The 21,670-nt window shown below is 50.7% G+C and carries 15 protein-coding genes; 5 read left to right on the top strand and 10 right to left on the bottom strand.

Annotated features, from left to right (window positions below):
• The first annotated feature begins 75 nt into the window (after positions 1 to 75).
• The 3 genes from Enr17x_RS22780 to Enr17x_RS22770 all read left to right on the top strand — a co-directional run bounded on the left by Enr17x_RS22780 (position 76) and on the right by Enr17x_RS22770 (position 3,128).
• The gene (locus tag Enr17x_RS22780; RefSeq protein ID WP_145311986.1) at positions 76 to 1,758 is read left to right on the top strand and encodes an Nramp family divalent metal transporter; all 1,683 of its coding nucleotides are present in this window, start codon (positions 76 to 78) and stop codon (positions 1,756 to 1,758) included.
• A gap of 207 nt (positions 1,759 to 1,965) precedes the next feature.
• Positions 1,966 to 2,313 (top strand): histidine triad nucleotide-binding protein, encoded by a 348-nt coding sequence (locus Enr17x_RS22775; RefSeq protein ID WP_145311985.1) that lies wholly within the window; start codon positions 1,966 to 1,968, stop codon positions 2,311 to 2,313.
• Positions 2,314 to 2,429: 116 nt separating this feature from the next.
• Positions 2,430 to 3,128, top strand: a complete 699-nt coding sequence (locus Enr17x_RS22770) for a hypothetical protein (RefSeq protein ID WP_145311984.1) — start codon at positions 2,430 to 2,432, stop codon at positions 3,126 to 3,128.
• 10 nt (positions 3,129 to 3,138) lie between these two features.
• Here Enr17x_RS22770 and Enr17x_RS22765 read toward each other — a convergent pair whose 3' ends face one another.
• Entirely contained in the window at positions 3,139 to 3,426 is a 288-nt protein-coding gene (locus Enr17x_RS22765) for a hypothetical protein (protein WP_145311983.1), read from the bottom strand.
• Positions 3,427 to 3,838: 412 nt separating this feature from the next.
• Entirely contained in the window at positions 3,839 to 7,291 is a 3,453-nt protein-coding gene (locus Enr17x_RS22760; protein WP_145311982.1) for a pyruvate carboxylase, read from the bottom strand.
• Positions 7,292 to 7,645: 354 nt separating this feature from the next.
• Between Enr17x_RS22760 and Enr17x_RS22755 the strand changes: the two genes are divergently transcribed.
• Both Enr17x_RS22755 and Enr17x_RS22750 read left to right on the top strand, forming a co-directional pair.
• Positions 7,646 to 8,626 carry a class I SAM-dependent methyltransferase gene (locus Enr17x_RS22755; protein ID WP_145311981.1) on the top strand — a complete coding sequence of 327 codons (981 nt, stop codon included), beginning with the start codon at positions 7,646 to 7,648 and terminating at the stop codon, positions 8,624 to 8,626.
• Between the two features lie 439 nt (positions 8,627 to 9,065).
• Positions 9,066 to 9,401 (top strand): hypothetical protein, encoded by a 336-nt coding sequence (locus Enr17x_RS22750; protein WP_198000750.1) that lies wholly within the window; start codon positions 9,066 to 9,068, stop codon positions 9,399 to 9,401.
• Positions 9,402 to 9,517: 116 nt separating this feature from the next.
• On the opposite strand, the gene Enr17x_RS22745 is transcribed toward Enr17x_RS22750, so the two are convergent.
• From Enr17x_RS22745 to Enr17x_RS22710, 8 genes are all read right to left on the bottom strand, one after another.
• Entirely contained in the window at positions 9,518 to 10,873 is a 1,356-nt protein-coding gene (locus Enr17x_RS22745; protein ID WP_145311979.1) for a deoxyguanosinetriphosphate triphosphohydrolase, read from the bottom strand.
• A gap of 144 nt (positions 10,874 to 11,017) precedes the next feature.
• A complete protein-coding gene (locus Enr17x_RS22740) occupies positions 11,018 to 12,145 on the bottom strand; it encodes a type I restriction endonuclease (RefSeq protein ID WP_145311978.1) in 1,128 nt (375 codons plus the stop codon).
• A 647-nt stretch (positions 12,146 to 12,792) separates the two neighbouring features.
• Positions 12,793 to 14,640 (bottom strand): polyprenyl synthetase family protein, encoded by a 1,848-nt coding sequence (locus tag Enr17x_RS22735; protein WP_145311977.1) that lies wholly within the window; start codon positions 14,638 to 14,640, stop codon positions 12,793 to 12,795.
• 84 nt (positions 14,641 to 14,724) lie between these two features.
• Positions 14,725 to 16,584: a prenyltransferase/squalene oxidase repeat-containing protein gene (locus Enr17x_RS22730; RefSeq protein WP_145311976.1), complete on the bottom strand. Its 1,860-nt coding sequence runs from the start codon at positions 16,582 to 16,584 to the stop codon at positions 14,725 to 14,727.
• Between the two features lie 46 nt (positions 16,585 to 16,630).
• Positions 16,631 to 17,668, bottom strand: a complete 1,038-nt coding sequence (locus tag Enr17x_RS22725) for an ATP-binding protein (RefSeq protein WP_145311975.1) — start codon at positions 17,666 to 17,668, stop codon at positions 16,631 to 16,633.
• Positions 17,669 to 17,720: 52 nt separating this feature from the next.
• Complete coding sequence (locus Enr17x_RS22720; protein WP_145311974.1) at positions 17,721 to 18,173, bottom strand: glycine cleavage system protein H; 453 nt, start codon at positions 18,171 to 18,173, stop codon at positions 17,721 to 17,723.
• Positions 18,174 to 18,500: 327 nt separating this feature from the next.
• The gene (locus Enr17x_RS22715) at positions 18,501 to 19,271 is read right to left on the bottom strand and encodes a DUF817 domain-containing protein (protein WP_232100821.1); all 771 of its coding nucleotides are present in this window, start codon (positions 19,269 to 19,271) and stop codon (positions 18,501 to 18,503) included.
• A 187-nt stretch (positions 19,272 to 19,458) separates the two neighbouring features.
• Positions 19,459 to 21,579 (bottom strand): hypothetical protein, encoded by a 2,121-nt coding sequence (locus Enr17x_RS22710; protein ID WP_145311972.1) that lies wholly within the window; start codon positions 21,577 to 21,579, stop codon positions 19,459 to 19,461.
• Between the last annotated feature and the right edge of the window lie 91 nt (positions 21,580 to 21,670).

The raw sequence follows: 21,670 nt of genomic DNA, 5'->3' as shown, positions 1-21,670 counted from the left end.
TTTGAATTCTTACGGCTCTGAGTAGTGTTTCGACATAACCCCATCTGTCGAAATCTAAGGTGAAGCAGGAGTACGATGGAATCTCAACACGAGAAAAGCGCGCTCGATCCATCCAATGGTTCCGAGGTAAATGAAACGATTGATGCTCCGACCGACTGGTGGGGGATTACGAAACGCTTAGGCCCGGGGTTGATTATTGCCGGGAGCATCGTCGGCTCAGGCGAATTAATCGCCACTACTAAAACCGGTGCCCAGGCCGGAATTGCCCTGTTATGGCTGATTATTGTCGGTTGTCTGATTAAGGTCTTCGTCCAGATTGAACTCGGACGCTATTCCATCTCACGCGGCGAAACTACACTCGCTGCCTTAAACCATGTTCCCGGCCCTCGTCTGGGATTCTTACGTACTTCCAATAAGGCGCCCAACTGGATTCTCTGGTTCTGGCTGATTATGAGCCTGTGTACGATCGGGCAACTGGGAGGCATCGTCGGCGGCGTCGGACAGGCGCTGGCATTGACGCTGCCGATTCAGGGAGATTACATCAAAGCAATTCAGGTTCCCTCAGAGAAAGAATTTGTCAAGTATCTGGAAATCGAAGAAGCATTGAAGAATGAAAAAGATTCACTGGCTGCATTGACGCCGACCGAACGAGAACGCTATCTACGGGGGCATGCCAAGCTCAAAGAACGAATCGAACGGCTGCAGGCAGAAGGGCAGCTCATTCTCCAGAAAATTCGCGACGACGAAAAACTGGAAGACGAAAATGGTAAGTCACTGATCGAACCGCAAACCTGGGACGACAAGATTTGGGCGGGAGTGATTGCAATCTTAACCGCCTTTCTGTTGTATTATGGCAGGTATAATCTGATTGAGCATTTATCAACGGTTCTGGTCGTTTCGTTTACCTTCATCACGATCGGCAATGTCATCTCGCTCCAGACGTCCGAAGTCTGGACCATTTCTACCGAAGAAATTATTCGCGGCCTCTCATTTGGAGTTCCGGAAGCCACAGGCGGTATGAATCCTCTGCTGACAGCACTGGCGGCATTCGGGATTATCGGCGTGGGGGCAACGGAATTGATCGCGTATCCCTACTGGTGTCTGGAAAAGGGCTACGCCCGTTTTACCGGCAAACATTCGGAGGATAATAGCTGGGCGATCCGCGCCAAAGGCTGGATGCGTGTGATGAAAATCGACGCGTTCGCTTCGATGTGTATTTACACATTTGCTACGCTCGCCTTTTATCTGATGGGAGTCGCCGTGCTGCATAAGGAAGGCTTAGACCCCGACGGCATGCGGATGGTCAGCACGCTGGCAGAAGCCTATGTTCCCGTCTTCGGAACCTATGCCAAGTGGCTGTTCCTGGTCGGCGCGATCGCTGTGCTCTATTCCACGTTCCTGGTCGCGAACGCCGCGAATGCCCGCATCTTTTCGGACGGCCTGCGATTCTTTGGAGTGGTCGATGAAAGCAAACCCAATGCCGTTCAAAACTGGATCAAAGTCATGTCACTGATTCTGCCGCTGCTTTGTCTGGCGGTCTTTCTGACAGGCGCCAATCCCGTCAGGCTGGTATTGATCGCCGGTACGATGCAGGCCATCATGCTGCCGATGCTGGGTATCGCTGCCATCTATCTGCGTTATACTAAAATCGACAAACGACTCACGCCCGGACGACTGTGGGATCTGCTCCTGTTTCTGTCCTGTCTGGGGCTGCTATTAGCAGGTGGCTTTGGCGTCTATAAGCAACTGTTTTCCTGAGAGTCTCACTACAATCTGACGATCAAAAAATGTCGCTGCCGGTTCGCGCCGAGATACGTGTAGTTGATGTCAATCAATCCGGAATTGGATATAATAAACGCATTGCAGGATCGCGCGAAGCAGCGTGAGTCTCTCGGGCAGCGTTTTGACTGTTTTCTCAGAGAATTTCAAAAAAGCGGCGAATGAATCAGAAAGGATGTAGGTTAAATGGCAGGTGAGAAAACGATTTTCAAGAAAATCATTGATCGCGAAATCCCGGCTGAGATTGTCTACGAAGATGAGCTTTGTCTGGCGTTCAAGGATGTCAATCCACAGGCGCCCATTCATGTGCTGGTGATTCCCAAACAGGAAGTTCAATCAATGGCACATCTGAAAATAGAAGACCAGGAATTGGCAGGGCACCTGATGTTAACAGTGGGAAAAGTCGCAGAAATGTTAGGGCTGGAGAATGGGTATCGTACAATTATCAATACCGGCGCAGAAGGCGGGCAGACAGTCCATCATTTGCATCTGCATTTATTAGGCGGGCGTTCCATGCAATGGCCCCCTGGTTAACAGAATTCTTTCCTGTTAGAGCAGGGCTGTTTCAAATTCTCATTGCGAACACTCTCATCCTCAATCATAATGGAATTAGTGACAACCATCGTTTTGAATCAGTAGGGGAAGGTATTGTGTCCAACTTAAAAAATCACCGGGGAATTCAGAGTCTGATTGTGGGGACTTTGTTACTTGCAGGAATCGCCGTGCAGCCCGTCAACGCACAATCCTCAGGCAAAAAAACAAACGTGAAACAGCTCAACGTCCAGGCTGATAAACTGCGTGACAGCTTTATCCGGCAGTCGGCTGATATCGCCAGAAGATATTCGGATGCCGGCGACTATGAGAAATCTCGCGAAATGCTGGAATCCATTCTCAGCATCAAAAAAGATGTTCCCGGTGTGAAAGAGATGATCAAGCAGCTCAATGAAAAACTGATGTCATCCAATTCCTCTGACTTCGAAATTGATGCCGCCCGCAACTGGAGCACTCCCGCCGGTTTCATCGCGAAAGGAAAAATGGTTCGCATTCAGTCAACAGGCGCCTACGACTTTGAGATTGACGTTAAAACCAGCGTCGAAGGATTGCCCGATGCCACGCCGATGAAAGATCTGGCCGCAGGAATTCCTCCCGGGGCTCTGATGGGTATTGTGATTTCCCAGGAAAAAGGAAAACGTAAGCTGGGAAAACCCTTCAAGATTGGTGAGAAAGCTGAGTATGTACCCAAAGATGATGGCATACTCATGATCGGGCTGAACTTGCCAGCTGGTCATCGTTCAAAAGGCAAGATTAAAGTCCGTATCAGCGGCTATATCAGACGGACCGCAAACTGAGACTTGAGGCTTACGACTTCTTTTGCCGTGCCGTAATTTCCGCACGGATTTCCCGTTGAAGTAAATCCGTCATCTGACTGCGTTCCTGCAACAGAGGGGCTGTCTGTGCTATCACACGTCGCATGTCCTCAATAATGCCGTTCTCCAACTCCTCTGTGGTAATCCCGTCACAAGCATTCACGCAGGCAACAACACGGCGAACGAGCTCCTGATTTTCAGGGGTATCTTCTCCAAGAATCTCTCCCTCGCTTGAGATTACAAAATGTGGAGGTTGGATCGTTTCACGCTCTCCAGTCATTCGCCGAGTGCTCCAATTAGATTTAAGAACCAAATCAAAAATGTTTATGTTCTTTTGTTCTCGTTGAGAAGTGAGTCTCTACCAGAGAAAGGCTGGTAAAGATTACCTGTTAACTAATCTATCGGCGCTGATTTGATCCAGTGTTAAATTTCTCTGGTCTTTGATGACAAAATGGATCTTGTTTTTGCGGTATCCAATCCGAAGAGAGCAACGCTGGTGCGGCTAGGCAAAATAGGATGAGTACTGCCCGGGGCCAATCAAAATAACACTGTTGAAGTGTGATGCAAAAAGAGCAAAATCACCTACACCTGAATGAGGTATATGCCTGTAGTAAAATCCTGCACTTCAACACGGTATGGGGAAGATTCCCCATACCTCATGCATATTTAGATCGATGCAACAGAGTCGAAATCTACTCCAGTACGATCAGCAGATCTCCCGATTCCACCTGCGTGCCCGGTTCTGCAACGATCTCTTTCACCACTCCATCCTGCTCTGAGATCACACTTGTCTGCATCTTCATCGCTTCCAGCATCAGCAGTTGATCGCCGGCTTTCACCTTGCTACCAACTTTCACTGTCAGCGAAACAATCACACCAGGCATCACAGCGCCAATCTGTTTGGGATCACCCGAGTCCGCGCGGCGTCGCGAATCACCTTGCGGCTTCAATGATTTATCCACGATCACAACTTCGCGTGGCTGACCATTCAGTTCAAAGAACACCGTCCGGCATCCATCGGTTTGTGGTTTTCCGACGGCAAGAAATTTAATAATCAGCGTCTTACCAGGTGCAATATCAACGGAGACTTCTTCTTCCGGCTCCAGTCCGTTGAAGAACGCATACGTCGGCAGACCACTCGTATCGTAATACGCTTTTTGGTGTGCAGCGAAATCTTCGTAGACTTTGGGATACAGCAGGTAAGTCACCACTTCCTGATCCGTCGGCGTGCGGTGGATCATTTTCTCAACCACTTTGGCTGCGTCTTCAAAATCGGCCGGTGGAAGAATACTTCCCGGGCGTTCGGTTAACGGCGCTTCGCCACGCAAGATTTTCTTCTGCACGTCTTCCGGGAACCCCCCCGGCGTCTGTCCCATGCGTCCGCTGATCAAATCCAGCACCGATTCCGGAAACGCCAGATCCCGATCTGAAGTCATCACATCATCACAACTCAGATCATTGGCAACCAGGAACAGCGCCATGTCACCCACGGCTTTCGAAGTCGGCGTCACCTTCACGATGTCACCCAGTAGCTGATTCACTTCTGCATACACATGACAAACTTCCGACCAGCGATCACCCAGCCCCAGCGACTGCGCCTGCTGCAGCAGGTTCGTATATTGACCGCCGGGCATTTGATGCTCGTACAAGTTTGCACCCGCTGGTAAAACAGGGCTCTCAAACGCCGTATAGAAATTGCGAACCGCACGCCAGTATTCTGAAATCTCGTCCAGATGTTCGACTTCAATCGTCGGCTCATGTTCCGTGAATCGCTGTGCTTCAATCACCGTTGTCAGGTTCGGCTGTGATGTTCCACCCGACATTGAAGGCACTGCACCATCGGCGATATCCAGACCGACTTCCGCTGCTTTCGCAATCGAAGCCGCCTGTCCGCCGCTTGTATCATGGGTGTGAAAGTGAATCGGAATGCCGATTTCCTGCTTCAGCGTTTTCACCAGCAGCTCGGCGGCATAAGGCTTACAGAGTCCCGCCATATCTTTAATAGCCAGAATATGTGCGCCCATGTTCTCCAGCTCTTTGGCCATATTCACGTAATACTTCAGATCGTACTTCGTCTTGGAAGGATCGAGAATATCACCCGTATAACAGATGCTGGCTTCGCAGATCGCACCACTCTTCTGCACTTCTTCCATCGCCACTTTCATGTTCGGCACCCAGTTGAGTGCATCGAACACGCGGAACACATCGATACCCGCATCGGCGGCTTCTTTGACGAAGGCACGCACGACATTATCCGGGTAGTTCGTATAACCGACGGCACTCGAAGCCCGAATCAACATCTGGAACAGAATGTTCGGCACGCGGGTTCGCATCTCAGCCAGTCGCTGCCAGGGCGATTCTTTCAGAAACCGCATCGATGTATCGAACGTCGCACCGCCCCACATTTCCAGTGAGAATAACTGCGGGCAATTGTGTGCATACACTTCCGCAATCTGCAGCATGTCGTGAGTACGGAAACGCGTCGCGTACAAAGACTGATGTGCGTCGCGGAACGACGTGTCGGTCAGCAGCAGTTCTTTCTGATCCAGAATCCACTTGCCGAATTTCTCCGCACCCAGCTCCAGCAGCTTCTGCCGCATACCATCCGGGGGAGACAGTTCTTTTTTGTTGTATTCGGGAAGTGGTGCCGGCGTTCGTCGAACTGCTTTGGGACGATCCTTCACCATCGCATTGCCGTTGACGATGGTCTCAGCCAGATACGTTAACAGCTTGGTTGCCCGGTCGTGCCGCTTCGGAAACTTGAACAGCTCCGGCGTATCATCAATGAATCGGGTATAACATTCGCCGTTCAGAAACGTCGGGTGTGTGATCAGTTTCAGCACGAACGGAATGTTTGTCTTCACGCCACGAATTCGAAACTCCTGCAAACAACGCTCTGTTCGGGCCGCCGCATCTTTAAAGGTGCGGGCCCACGTGGTGACTTTCACCAGCAGCGAATCGTAATACGGGAACACCATCGCACCCGAGAACGCCGTCCCTGCATCCAGACGCACACCCATTCCGCTCGCAGAACGGTAATGCGCCACGCGACCGTAGTCGGGCATGAAGTTGTTCGTCGGATCTTCCGTCGTCACCCGGCACTGCAGCGCGAACCCGTGTGTTTGCAATTCTTCCTGAGAGTTGATGCGGATTCCCGGGTCATTCAGCTTCGCCCCTTGGGCCAGCAGGATTTGTGATTTCACAATGTCCACGCCAGTGACTTCTTCAGTCACTGTATGCTCAACCTGGATACGCGGATTGACTTCGATGAAGTAAAACTGATTCGTATCGGCGTCCAGCAGAAACTCAACGGTTCCCGCCAGTTCGTAGTTCACACTCCGACCAATTTTCAAAGCGGCTTCACACAAGGCTTCGCGCACAGCAGGATCAAGGTTTGGGGCCGGTGCAATTTCCACCACCTTCTGGTGACGTCGCTGAACCGAACAGTCGCGTTCGTAAAGATGCACGAGTCCGCCATGCTTGTCGCCGAGAAGCTGGACTTCAATATGTCGGGCGCGCGAGATGAATTTCTCGACGAATACATCCGTGCTGCCAAAAGCCGACAGCGATTCACTGCGTGCCAGCTCGTAAGCCTGGTCGAAATCTTCTTCTTTCTGAACCACCCGCATCCCGCGGCCACCGCCGCCGTGTGCTGCTTTCAGAATAATCGGGAAACCAATGTCGATCGCCGTCTGCCGCCCCGAGGCAACATCGGTAATCGCTTCGCCACTTCCCCCCAGCACGGGAACACCGACTTTGTCCGCAATTTTTCGAGCCGAGATTTTGTCTCCCAGCGCTTTCAATGTTTCCACGCGGGGACCAACAAAGATAATCCCGGCGTCTTCACACGCCTGTGCGAACTCGGCATTTTCTGAGAGAAACCCGTAACCCGGGTGAATCGCATCAATCTTTTTCTGCTTGGCCAACGTGATGATCGCATCAATATCGAGATACGATTTCACCGGATGCCCGGGTTTGCCAATCTGATACGCTTCATCGGCTTTCGTGCGGTGCAGGGCATAGCGGTCTTCATGGGTATAGATCCCGACCGTGCGGATTCCCAATTCGTGCGTACTTCGAAAAATACGAATGGCAATTTCACTACGATTGGCAACGAGCAGCTTTTTGATTTTACCCTCAGACATAAATCTTCCTAACTCTTTGTATACATTAAGTTTGATGGCTTGATTGATGTTCAATTCTGACTGGCATTCCGAATGGGCCAACGGTCACTAGAGTACATGCCCGAGCCCGGAAACACAATCCTACGACACCCTTTACAGCGATTCTCACTCCGGTCCGAAATACATCCATCCCATTCCGAATAATCTCACTAAACCCGCCTGAGAAATAGCCTTGGAATGATTCATCTTGACCTGATTTCCCTCTCCGATTAGTGTTCACGCCGTTCTGATCCATACGACTCCCACCCAGGCGGCGGTCCGAGTCGGGAGCAGCAAAAGTATCATAGGCATCTGGCTTAAAAAACGGTGAATCAAATGGCAGAAAAAAAGTGCGATCTTTGTGCGGGAACCGAGTTTGAACAAATTGGCAACCGGGATCGGCACGGGAACCCCCTGGAATCCGTGATCTGCAAAACTTGCGGCCTCGTCGCCCACGGTCAAATCCCGACCGACGAAGAACTCGCCCGTTATTATGCCACCGAATACCGCCAGAGCTATCACGGCGAAATGACCCCGTCTGACCGCCGTGTGATGCGGGCCTGGAAAAATGGCGAACGCATTTTCAGTCAACTTCAGTCCCACATTGAGCCCAACGCCAAAGTCTTCGAAGTCGGAGCCGGCATCGGCTGCACCGTCAAAGTCTTCGAATTGAACGGCCACGCTGCCAGCGGCATCGAACCGGGCGAAGGCTTTCAAACCTACTCGCAACAGAAGCTGCTGACCAACGTCGTGCGTGGCGATCTGTTTGAACAACCCCGCGACCACAGCCGCGAACTCGTGCTGCTGATCCATGTGATTGAGCACTTCAACTCGCCGCGTCGCGCTCTGGAATACATTCGCAGCATGCTGGCCGACGACGGACAGTTCTACGTCGAATGCCCGAACATCGCGGCTCCCTTCGCCCGTCGCAGCAAAATGTTCCATTACGCTCATATTCATAATTTCACACCCTCCAGTCTCAAAATGCTGGCCGAGAGTTGCGGCTTTAAACTCGAACAACAGTTCGGCTGTAGTGAAGATCCGAATCTCCAGATGCTCTTTTCCTGTAGGGAAACTTCAGCCCCCAACATCGATGCCTCCAACTACGAGAACACGATGCAGGTGATCAACGGAGCGACGCCGCTGCGTTATCATTTGCGCCCGTATTACTTCTCGTCGCGTTTGGCCAAAGTGACCAGCTACTTGAAAGAGCACCTGACCGCGAAGCAGTTCGTCGCGAACGTGGTTCAGGAATGTCAGCAGTTCGCCGCCGATCAGCAGGACAAACAACCGGCTGAACAGCGCGCTGCAGCCTGATCGGCTTTGTCGCACCAACGAGCCTGAGACCGGCGATTTGTTTTGTGAGTCGTTCGCGAATGGTCCCTGTTTTGTAGTGGCAAAACGCCTCTTGACAGGAACGCGCCGATTCGAAAGATGCGGAGATAACGTCGCGCGCGCGAGCAAACAGGATTTGCACCGGTAAACACGTCGCAGCCTGTCGAAATTCGCACTATCAAAGTCCCTGTGTAGAGCCACATTTCTCCAAAACTGCTGCGACTGCTTCGCGATGTTCCCTATCGCATCGTTCCACTTCGCGAGTCTTCGCAGCGCTTCATAGAGAATCACTGTGTGATCATGGTCTATCACAAGCGATCTTTTTTTCGCATCCCCATTGACCCGCGCGCGCCCTTTCCCAAGATGCATCGAGTACGCAACCCGTTTCCAGAAGCAAACGAAACAGAAAGGCAAAAGATTGATGTACGAATTCATGTCAAAACCCCGATTTCAAATCCCCAGTCTGAGAGAGCTCAAACAAGCCCGGCTACTCAAGCTATTGCGTCAAAATAAACCACTCAGCAGCACCGAATGGAAACTCGCCCTGGCCGCCGAATACCGCCGCCGCAAGAGAAAACGCAACAGAGCCCAAAACCGGCACCAGTTCCAGCAAGCCTTAAACAAAGACAAACCCGATCTCCGCGCCGAAGCCTACGTCTTCTACCGCAGCATCCTCAGAGATCCAAACGCAACAGTGCACGAACAAATAACCGCCCGCGAACGCATCGACAAACTACTGGGCCTGGACCTGGGTTAAGATACGAATCGGCACGGCTGGGGCAAGGTGAGGATGGGGGAATGTCAGAGAGATGGAAGTAATGGATAAGGCATAAGAGAGAACTCATGCATGAGAATTAAAAAAATGATTATTTATCATTCAGGAAGTTTGATTCCAGAGAGCTTTTGATATAAATCTACTGCAAAGCTATCAGTCATTCCAGAAATATAGTCAGTGATCTTAAGTAAACGCTGATAGGGAGAGAATTTACTCAAGGCTTTTTCTACTGTTGCGTGAGTCTCTCTGTCGTACCCTAAATAGGAATCAGAAATAAATTCAAGGAGCTTCTGATGTTCTTTCTTTTCTGGTTGAAGAATGGCAGGCACAAAAATATCTAAAAGACCACCAATTACTTGTAGTCCTGCAATTTCAACAGTCAGCACTCGAGGGTTTTTATAAGCTGTTTGCTTGACTCTATCCTGGATGTCACTGTATAGACTTCGAACGCAAGAAACATTGATCAAACTGTTAGAAAATGAACCTTCTAAGATCTCTTTCATATTATATGTAAAGACTCTATGACATTCGTTGATTAATGCTTGCATTGCATATGTTCGAAGCCAATGTAATCTGTCTTTATTCTGGTAACCTTTATCCCTATAATTTTCAATTTTTTGGGCCAATGGTTCTAATAAAGTACATGCAGCTTTGACGTCAATAATATTCTGGTCAACAGAGTCTTCGAGATCAACAATGGCATAACAAATATCATCTGCAGCTTCTACAAGAAACGATAATGGATGTCTTCGGAAAGCATTTTGTTTATATTCAATCATTCCCAACTTGCGTAGCGCCTTACTTATCTGGTCTGCATCATCAAGGAAGAAACCAAATTTCTTCTGTTCAACACGGCTTTCATCTGGTGGCTGGTTTTCGATCAGTGACCCACAGGGGTATTTCATCATTGAACCAATTGTGGCAAGTGTGAGCTGCAAACCACCTAGACGGCGATTAGTCTGGATTCGAGTAATTACCCTTAGCCCTTGTGCATTTCCTTCAAATTTTAAAAAGTCGCGTTTTTCCTGTGGGTTAGTAATTGAATTAATTCTATCGAGGTTTTTTTCTGCCCATAACTGTATTGCCGATTCACCAGAATGGCCAAATGGTGGGTTACCGATATCATGGACCAGACATGCTGACGCAACGATTGTACCAATGTTTATTTGAGAGTCAGGAAGTAAATCTTCATTTAGTAAATAAGCATTGGCTTTCCTGCCTAGCGAACGTCCGACACAGGAAACTTCAAGGCTGTGAGTTAAGCGAGTTCGAGTGAAGTCATTTCTAGAAAGTGGGAATACTTGTGTTTTGTCCTGCAAACGACGAAATGCACTTGAGAACATGATGCGATCGTGGTCTCTGTCGAATTCCTCCCGTTGGTCATCTTCGATTCCAGGTGGCTCGGTTCGTCCAAATCTTTCTACACTGAGTAAGTTGTCCCAAGTCATGACCATTATTTAATTCCCATCTTTAGCAGCTAATGATTTAGGGAGCAGTTTGACTACACTAACCCTAAATTAGATGTAAGGTGTGCCACTGTCGGCTTGCCCGACAGTGTTTGAGTGACCACTTCCATTCACTAAAAAACAACAAGTAAATTAACCATTTCCCACCTCATCCCCAGTAGGCAACTCACTTGTTTCCGGCTTCCCGTTCCCCTCATACTCACCGATCACCGCTTTCACCCGATCTGCGAATTTGAAGATGCCGTCGACGTTATCGATTTCCACTTTGTCTTCGTTTTTGTTTGAGAACAGCCCCAGGTATTTCTGGGATGTATTAAACCGCAGGCGGCAGATTGGTTTGCGGTTGTTGTCGTCGAGCAGGATGCCACAATAGCTTTTTGTGTCGCGCATTTTTACACGTGACACGTCGACTACTTCCCGCAAAATTGCTTTGACGACGTTGAAGCCGTCCAGTTCGTCCTGGGTGGTTTCGATGCCGTCGCGGGGGGATGTGTCCTCGTCGGCTTCTTCTGTATCGGCAACGCCTTCCGACGATGATCCCGATTGATTTGCCGAGAGGGCCGTCTTCAGTCGTTCGTTGATGCGTTCGTTAATAAACTGCGTGCGGGCATCTTTGACAATCTTTGTGAATTGTTCCACCACTGGTTGTGTCAGACGACCATCATAGACTTGAGAAGCAAAGAACCGTACAAACTCTTCCGAAGGGGATTTGAGTTCTTCATCCAGAATTTTCTTGATCGCCCCGGCATACTTCAACGTGCTGGCGGTGGTGAGAATGTCTTCCAGAGAAAACGCCGACTTGGTGAATTTCTTGAGTTCATTGATCTGATGATCTTCAAAGTGCAGCATGTTGAAAACGAAGAAGGGCTTCGAATCCATTTTGTTCGGCTCGTCGATGTCCGAATAGAATTGGTATTCAATACCGTTCGTCAGGATCGCAAATCGGGCCGAGGTGACCGAGAAATAACGATAGAGTTGTGAGGCATGCACCTTATCCAGATCCGCGCCCGACCATTTGCACTCGACGAGGATGATGATCTTATCATCCTTCTTGATGGCGTAGTCGACCTTCTCCCCTTTTTTGGTGCCGTGATCCGATGTGAATTCAGGGATCACTTCCAGCGGGTTAAACACGTCGTATCCCAGCGCACTGATAAACGGCATGATGAAGGCGTTCTTGGTGGCCTCTTCGGTCTGGGTATACTCCATCTGTTTGGGGATGCGTGATGCAATGTCTTTCGTCCGGTCAATCAGGTCCATCGTTCCTCCTGTGGTCGCGTCAGGGGTGTCGTTACGTGCCAGCCTGCTTTTTATTTCACAAACCGCACAAAGGCGCGGCGAGGGTTTCAGGAAGAACGAGTTGTCGTCCGGATCGAAATGAATTGTTTTTCGATGCGAAGTTGTTTGAGAACTCAGATCTAAGTGAACAATTTATTATGAAGTGTTGTGTTCTAATGTCAACAAAGAAAGAAATGTGAGTGTGAAACCCCAGGAAAGTACAGCGAATGTGGCACTGTTGGCTTGCCAACAGTGAATGGGAAAACGCTTTGATAGCAGGAAAAGTAGGGGTCGACCCATGTGTCGACCCGCTATGTTGACGTGATTTGTGTGAGGATATGCGAATGGTTTTGCTGGTTCCTTTGCATGCGTGATACAAAATCGAACCTCGCGAGGCGGGTTGGCACATAGACCAACCCCTACGCTGGAGTGGGTGATGTTGTTACGGGGTCAATCGCGTTCTCTGACAATTTCCTGTTGCCGCGTGAGAGCGTTTTCGTGTGCGTTCGTGTTTTTCGTGGTAGTAATAAACGAATCTATCACGGCAGCGCGTGGCTCTGTCGGACAAGCCGCGCAGTCGCACACGGGAGGACGTCCCTGCTTGATTAGAACGCAACACCGTCACTGCATTACGCGATGGGGAGTGGCATCAGGACGTTGGGTTCGGGTTTCTCTTCCGGGGTTTCTTCGGCCAATACGGTTTCGCAGAAGAACTTCAACAGTTGCTTGAAGTCTTCGTTGTCCACGCTTTCGGCTAGTTCTTCGGCACGTGCCCGTGATTTATCGACGAGTGCTTCCGCTTTCGTGAAGACGTCGCAGTCCTGATAGATTTTACGCAGGCGACCGATTCGCATGCCGTCGGAAGGATGGCCTTGAAGAATGTCTTTGAGGTCGGCTTTCTGCTGGTCGTCTGCCGTCTGGAGTGCCAGGGCCAATAATAATGTCGGCCGCATGGCGAGGGCATCCTGACCAGAAATCAGTTTGTTGTTGTCATCGCCGCGCCAGTCTTTGAGATCGTTCAGAATCTGAAAGCCAACGCCGATATGACGCGAGAAGGATGAGATCAATTCTTCATACTCGCCGACCGAACCGGTCATGCGAATGCCGGCGTACAAGGCGGCTTCGAAGGCGGGCGATGTCTTCAACGCGTAAATCTGCAGCGCGTCAATCGGAGCGAGTTCAAACGTTTCGCTTTCCTGCCACGCCATTTCGGCGCCCTGACCTTCACACAGCTTCAGATGGGCGGCGGCCATGCGTTCGACCAGGTCGGCGGCGGCTTCCGCACCGATGTCGGCACGGGCTTCGTTCAGCAGGCGATAGCCGATGCCGATCAGATAGTCACCGAGGTTAATGGCCATGCCGGTGCCATGCTGGCGGTGCAGGGTTTCGCGACCGTAGCGATATTGATCGTCGTCTTCGATGTCATCGTGAATCAATGACGCTTTGTGGAAGACTTCGATGGCCATCGCAGCTTTCTGTACGCCCAGCGGGTAGGTCTGACCGTCTTCTGATTCGGTTGACGATTGCTGTGCTTTCATCAACGCATCGTAGGCGGCCAGCGTGATGAAGGGACGGAAACGTTTTCCGCCATGCTTCAGCCAGTCGTAAGCAATAGCCTCGGTTTTGCCGAGAGGTGTTTGGGCGGCGGCTTCTGTTTTGGTTCTTAAGGGGGGCAGGATCTCGTCGAAGTTGTTTTCGAACAGGGAATTGGCGGCACGCATGGTGGGCAGATAACTGCGGGTCAGCGGCTCTTCCAGCGGACGGTACTCTTCGAGTACTTCCCAGATCCAGGGCTCATCCATTTTTGTATTTTTACAGTCACCGGAATGCAGGGGCACCGCGTAGGAGGGCACGCCGGCAATCAGGACTTTATCAATCGATTTTTCCAGGACGTTCAGGCAGGCCACTCCCAGAATTCCATCGACGTAACCGCCGACGATAATTTTGAGCACGACCGGCGAACCTTCGGCCACGAGAACTTTGTAGCCCAGCTTTTCGGCTCTGACTTTATAGTCGGCAATCGAGCAGGCGCCACACTTTTCACAGTCCAGACCGAACTCGTCGTATTCTGCGGGACAACCCTCGGCATGTTTCAGGCAGTGCGGCAGGAGTAACAAACGTCGTTCAAAGGGGATCGCCAGGAACTGTCGCTTCCAGAAAAAGTTGCCGATCAGCACCATCATGAAGCCCAGGAATTTTTCCGGCTGATTCATCTGGTCGAGCAGTTCGCGTGACCATTTTTCCAATGTGGTTTTATTAAATGGATTTGAACAGTCCAGGAACTCCACAAACTTTTCCGCTTCGGCTTTCATCTCTTCGCGCAGCGCAAGCGTTTCCGGAACCGCTTTGAGGTGACTGGTGCTCTGACGTTTTCTTTTGACCGGTTTCTTTTCTGCCGAAGAGTCTGCTGCCGGCTTTGTTGAGCCTGTGGCAGTTTGATCTTCAGAGCTTTCCTGATCGAAAGGCGCAATGGACACGGATGACTCCTCTTATAGTAAAAAACTCATTCGAGCGATGATTCAATGAATGCAAGTTTGGTTTGGGAACGCTGGGGGGCTCTATTATTCCTGAGCGTTCATTATACGGTAATCCTCTTCCTCAAGCGACAATCTTAAATTGTCATCCGCACATTTTTTCAAATCCGTTTCCGCCCGATACAGGGCCGAAACAGTAAAGATAATTGGATAAAGTTGTTCGAAATACCACAGTTTGGCAAAGTAGAAGCCGATCGGCGTGGATTCGGTAAACGTGCCGTTTTCCACCCGTTCCAGCAGCCAGTTCAGCCCCTGAACAATCGTAGAACTGTCCCGTTCAACGCCGATCAATAGCAAGGTATCAACGGCCAGAGCCGTTTCTTCGACACTGGACGGCGCTCCCGCGTCGCCTCCCCAGCCGCCATCGGTATTCTGTACCGATTTCAGAAAATCAATTGCCTGTAACGCTTGTGAGGAATTCCGCCGGTCGACCATCGTATACGCGGCTAACACGCGAGCCGTGCCATACACGGGATTTTCGTCGTCATGAATGTGCTGATTACCAAACCAGAGCGGCAGCCACGAACCATCGGCCCGCTGTACGGAAGCGAGATAACGGAATGAATGGGTGATGGCGCGCGCGGCTCGTGTTCGTAGTGCGTCTTCTTCCGGGATTGAGTCCGTTTCGAGCCAGGACTGGATGGCACGAATTGCATGCGCCGAAATGTCGGCGGCACTTTGGTCGAAGGGGAGCGTGCCCCAGCCGCGACAGAACGTGGGCCAGCCGCCGTTGCTGTTTTGCAGATCGAGTAACCACTTCACGCCATTGCGCAGGGCAGTTCGTACTTCGGTTGAGAGTTCAGTGCCGGATTCTTCCGAGCGTAGATTTAACAACGCCAGGATCGCGCCGGGTGTATCATCGGCGTCGGGAACGCCGCCGGGCAGATCGGTCCAGGCCCAGCCTCCCGGTTCTGCCGACGTGTAGGGGTGCAACTCTTTGTATTGTTGATTGAGTAACCAGTCGCGGATCGGCGTTTTATCAAATTCGGACAGGGTTCCCTCGATGGCGTTGACGGAGAGTGTCGTCGTCCATGTCGCTAAGTTCGTATCGATGGGCCAACTGCCGTCGGGACGGGCCGAGTCGAGTAGAAACTGCAGCCCCTTTTTCACAACCGGATGATCGACGAGCCCCATGCCGGCGAGGCTCATGGTGACGAAACTGGTCAGCGGTGCCGCTTCGAGGAATCCGCCGTTCGTGGGCTGGATCGAAATCAGTTTCTTGAGACTCTTCTGAATCGACAGATTGCGAATGACGCGTGCGATTGGATTTTTCGGTTTGCAGAAATGGTGCCGTACCTGACCGATGGCGATCAACGCGGGCAGTGCATAACTGACGACCGGCAGCCGCACCGTTTTATAAAACCGGGCGGGCAGGCAGGAGAGTTCGAAGGGCAGGGCGGGAATCGTGTTCCAGTCGACGAGTCCGGCCAGGGCACAATGCGTGAGGATCGGCACGGAGAACGTTTTATCTTTTCCATAACGGGCGATGACTGCTTTGACGCCACCAATGCGGTCAATATACTGCCGGGCATTCACAATGACGGAAGCATAATTGATCGAGTTTTCCGTGGCATGAAACACGGCGTGGCAGAGCATGCTGGTGGAAATGTTGCTGAAGCTTTTGACTGTATCACCCCAGCCGCCATCTTCGTTCTGATGCGTGGCGAGCCATTTGATTCCCTGTTTGATATAGGAATCGAGTGAATGATCGTTATCCGGTCGATGACGGCGAATCATCTCCAGCGCCATCACCGCGGTTGCAGTGGAGAGAGCCGAGGTGGAAAGTTCTCCTTCCCAGTAACCGGCGGCTGTCCGTGCGGAAAGTAATTCCTCACGTGCCCGCTGGTAACCTTCTCGAACTCTCTGGCAGGAGACTGTTTCACTCATTCGGAAATCTTATTTGTAAACGTGGCAGGTCAATAATTCGAATGTCTTATAAATCCATGGCATCCAGGCTGTCGATCAGATCGTCCAGCTCATCACTCGTCGATTGCGATACTTTTGAACGATTGGGAACTCCCACGCCGACACCTAAGGCATCCCGTCCATCGGCGACGAGCTCGGCGTCTCGTTCCCGTGCCGCCATTTCCAGTGCATCGGGGGCACCGAACAGTTTGGAGAGATCAATTTTCAAGCCGGCCACTTCACCATCGGCGCCGGCAATGCCCGGCGTTTTATGACCGGGAAAGATAATCGCATTTTCAGGACAGACCCGACTGCAGGCGGGACATCCTTTTTTGCAGCTGTCCTGTTCTTCAACCAGAATCTGTCCTCCCTGATCGACGCCGTACACGCCGAACAGACAGAAGTCGATGCACTCCATGCAATTGGTACACAGGCCGTAGTCAATGACCGGATACCAGCGGCGTTTGGTTGGTTCCATCTGGCTGGCGTCATTGGCTGCGCTGTTGTTTTTCTGTGCGTTGATAATATCCAGCGGCTTCAAATACTTTTCAATTTGTGCCGGCTTCGGGCTTTCCTGAATCATATTGCCCAGTTGGACTGTTTGCACCTGCGTATCTTTGGCGATACGTTTGATTTCGGTCAGGTAATCATCGGGATTGGAGCTGACGCGCAAATCGATCGAATATATTTTTCGATTCGGAATGGTCTTATTTCGTTCGGGGTTGTCATAGGGAACCGAGTTGCTTTCCTCAGCTTCCTGTTCCTCTTCGTCGATTTCTTCTTTGAGTTCAACCAGTCCTTCCTGACCGCGAATGTTCTGCCGGTCGAGGACCCAGTGACTCGCGCGGGGGTACAGCCAGGACAGTACCACCAGGTCGCCGCGAATGGCCTGCAGGAACATGGTGCCGGTGTGGTCTGCCGAGAGATCATAAAGGTGAGGTACCAGCGAGACTTCCACATCCGGTTCCATCAGAAGTGCCGCTGCCAGTGATTCTTCCAGCTCACGCTTGGCAGGATTTTTACCCTGTGCCTGCGAGATCACCACTGTCAATTTTTTATCCGCCATGCCGAACACCTTTTTAACGCTAAACGAAACCAGAGAAGCGTTTTGTCGTTTCTTAGTTGAGTTGCCCTTTAATCATTCGCTGAGTCTGTTCCCAGCCATCCTCTAATACTTGCAGATACTCAGTTGGCGTCAACCACTGCGCCTCGTTCTCCATTTCAAATAACCAGCCTTTTTCGTAATTATCCGCCTGATTGATCGCAGAAGGATCGTTTAACAGTTCCTCATTGAATTCCAGAATCTGTCCCGCAGCCGGGGTATAGAGATCGGACAATGCTTTGGAGCTCTCAATTTCGCCGATCTTCTGTTTTTCCTGAACATGGGTAAATGGATCAACAAACCAATCCAGAAAATAGACATCCTGTAATAAACGTACGGAGTAGGCAGTAAAACCCACGCGCCAACGGTCAGCCACCGGCATCAACCACAGGTGTGATTTACTATAAACACGGTCTTGAGGAATTCGGGCCTCAAAATTCCCCATCATAAAGACAAGATCGTCAGGCATGGTCATTTTGTTGTGGGCTTCGCTTTCACTAAACCCAAGGTGAAAAGGGAGTTAATCCCGATTTTCAGGTAAGGCAGGAATTTTCGCAATATACACTACTTAAATAGTAGAAACAGTTTTTTCACGGGATGCAAGCAGGATTCCGCGATGATTGCCATGAAGACGGAATTTTCTCAACAGTACACCAGAAACACGTCAAATTAAGATAATTATATGCTTTTTCTCTCAGTCTCAGAGCGACACTAAGTCAATTGATTTCAGCAGTTTTGAATAGAGAATGGTACACTTGAATAGGGTTGCCCTTTGCTCTCGACTCACCTGCCTGTTTTATTTTTCATAGTGGGGTGTCGGCTCATTATAGATCATAGGCCTGTTGACTAAAGAAACCAGCACGAAACTCAACATCATCAACAGATACCAGGCAACGAGTTTGGAAGGCTTTACCATTTGCCAGTGATCTGTCTGATCGGGATAGATCCAGACGTTGGCATACGTGGCCAGGTTTTCTGCAAACCAGATAAACAACGCGACCAGCAACCAGCCCACAACCAGTGGCATCTTGCGATGCACGCGATTCATTTTGAAATAGATCTGGACTTTGCCAAACATCAACAGGCTGGCGAAAATCAACAGCCAGCGAATGTCCGTCACAAAATGATGTGAAAAAAAGTTGACGTAGATCAGCGTCACGAGCACGACGGTGCTCCACATCGGCGGATAGCTGGAGTAACGGAAGTCGAAAATCCGCCAGACTCGAGCGATGTAACTGCCCACCGCGCTATACATGAACCCGGCAAAGAGAGGCACGTTTCCTATGCCGATCACAAACGGTTCCGGATACTGCCATGAGCGAATGCCGTCGGACGTCTTAAACAGTTCCATCACCGTTGCCACAAAGTGGAAGATGAGAATGACCACTGCTTCCCGCGGCGATTCGAGACGAAAGCACAACAGGAAGATCTGAAACGCGACCGCCGCCAGGAACAGAAAATCGTATCGATATAAAAAGTCAAACGGATACCAGAACCGTGTGAGGATCATCATCGCCAGCAGAAAGCCGCCGAAGATGCAGGCCGACGCCTGCTTGATTCCAAACAACCAGAATTCGTGGAGAAAGGTTTTCAGAAGAACGGCCTCGAAATGCAAGAGTCAAAGCAAGCAGAGATTTTCAAGACGAATTGTAGTGCAATCCGCTTTGTCGATCTACGAAAAAAGGGAGCAGACACGTTGTCTGCTCCCTGCTCGGAACTTGAGATGGCTCCAAGCCATCTCTCGCACACTTCCGTTACTCAACGATGACGGCAGCCACCTGTGGTGCAAACTCCACATCGACCGGATTCGAAACGGCTCCGTCGCCGCGTACGACAACCAGATTCGCTTCCGCAACGTCCAGCAGAGGCAGTTCGGGCATCTTGACCTGCACGCCCAGGTCGTACCAGCCGTAAATTTCCGCTTCAAAGTTCATTCCATTGAGAGAGACCAGAACTTTTCCTGGCTCTGGTCCCAGACCTTCACCGGCCAGATTGACCAGTGTACCACTGACAACAACGTCCGTATCCGTTGAGAACAAAGCGGGGTCAACAGGCAACACGTCGACGCGTGCCATGACGGCTCCGTTGTTTTCTTCGAACGCTTCCGGAATTTCACGATGGGAATCGATCAAGACGTGCAGCTGTTCGAAAGGGAGTTGATTGCCTTCTTCGTCGATTGACATCTGACTGGCGGCGAACGGCAGACGGATATCGACAGACTGGATCTGTCCTGCAGCGATGTTATCAACGCGTGATCCTGCTTCCGGCACACCAGCTTCTAATTCGCGTGAGTTGGAAGCGAGTAGCATGACGTTGAATGGTGCGTTGATATCGACGTCACTGTTGTTGCGGAACCAGACGCGGAAGCGAGGTCCCAGTTCCTGTTCGGGATGACCCGAGTCAACAAAGCGAACAGCCAGCATCTGCAGGTCGAGTCCTGCATCGATCACGATTGGTTCCACGTCAATCCAGGTACCGCAGGTGACGATGGGCAGTGGTTGCCAGATTGGACATTCATACCAGCCCCAGGGAGCACAGGGATCACAGATAATCGGACGGCAGATGATCGGACGAGGGTCACAGATCGGGTGACACCAGTCCCACCAACACCAGTCAACCCAGGCACTCCAGTGAGGGCTCCAGCAGTAGCTGGGGTAGAACCCGGGACCAGCGTACCAGGCACCAAAGTGTGTTGTGGTGAAGGAATTGGCCATCTTGCCGAACAGGCTTCGGTTCCGCCAACCGCCGTGCTTCAACAGATTCTTGTGCAAGTGCAACTGACGAGCGACGTCCCCTTTTTTGTGCAGCTCGAACTGCTTCTTCATGTTCCAGTGTTTGGCTTTTTTACTATGAATCAGAGTATTTAATTTTCCGACTTTCAGTTGTTTTTCCAGACTGGGACGGATGGGCTTGATGTTTTTATCTTTGAACAGATCTTTCTTCAAAGGCACACCATTCTTACCCAGCCACTTGTGTCCGGGGCCTTTACGCTTTCCATTCCCTTTGGATAAATCCTTGAGCTTTGAGGGATCAAACACACCGGGATAGCGGGTCTTACCTGGTTTCTTCACAGAATCGCCGCGTGAAATATCTTTGATGGGCGGAATCCGATTTCCTTTACCTGGTTTGGGGTCAAACTTTCCTTTGCCCGGCTTGAAGACATTGTTGTTTCCATGTCCTGGCTTGGGGACGAAGTTTCCTTTACCCGGTTTGAATACATTGTTGTTCCCTTTTCCCGGTTTCGGCCGTGTCGTATTTTTTCCCGGTTTAGGAACGAAGGTTCCCTTGCCTGGTTTGAAAACATTATTGCTTCCCGGTTTTGAAGGGCGTGTCTGCTTTCCTGGCTTCGGAACAAATTTGCCCGTATTCGGTTTTCGATCAGGAATTTTTACATTGGGAATTTTTCGATCAGGTACCTTGCGATTGGGAACGCGCGGCTTCCGATCTTTGGTATCGAATTTGAGCCCACTCGTTTTCCCGAAGTGTGGAAGCCTGGTACCTGGTCGCGTGGTTTTGGGAGCGACCTTAAAAGACGGTTTTGATTTCGATTTGCTCGAACCACGATTGATGACTTTGGGTGTTGACTTATCGGAAATGTTTTTGAATACATTTCGTGAAGGACGCGATTTGCTCAGTGAAGACGACTTGGGTCGACTACTCTGAGATCGGCTGCTGCTTGATCGGCTCAAACTTTTGGAGTGGCTGGCCCGGCTCGAAGAACGCTTGGAACTGCTGCGATCATTGCTGCTCGATGATTTTCTGGATGACTTGTCGGCCGCCATTGCTGGGGCACCGCAAATTCCCCCGATCAATGCCAGTGACAGTAGGACACGAAACGGCCGCTTGAGCAAACGGACTTTATTCTGGATCATCATGACTCTCCCCTTTTGGCTAAATCGTAACTGCCCGCGTTGTGATGTGAACGATTTAAGAGAAGAGCGTAAAATATGCCAATTATGCCGGTTT

It is taken from the genome of Gimesia fumaroli (assembly GCF_007754425.1).
GTDB classification, from domain to species: domain Bacteria; phylum Planctomycetota; class Planctomycetia; order Planctomycetales; family Planctomycetaceae; genus Gimesia; species Gimesia fumaroli.
Note: the sequence above shows the minus strand (reverse complement) of the source record. Positions and strands in the feature narration are given on the sequence as shown.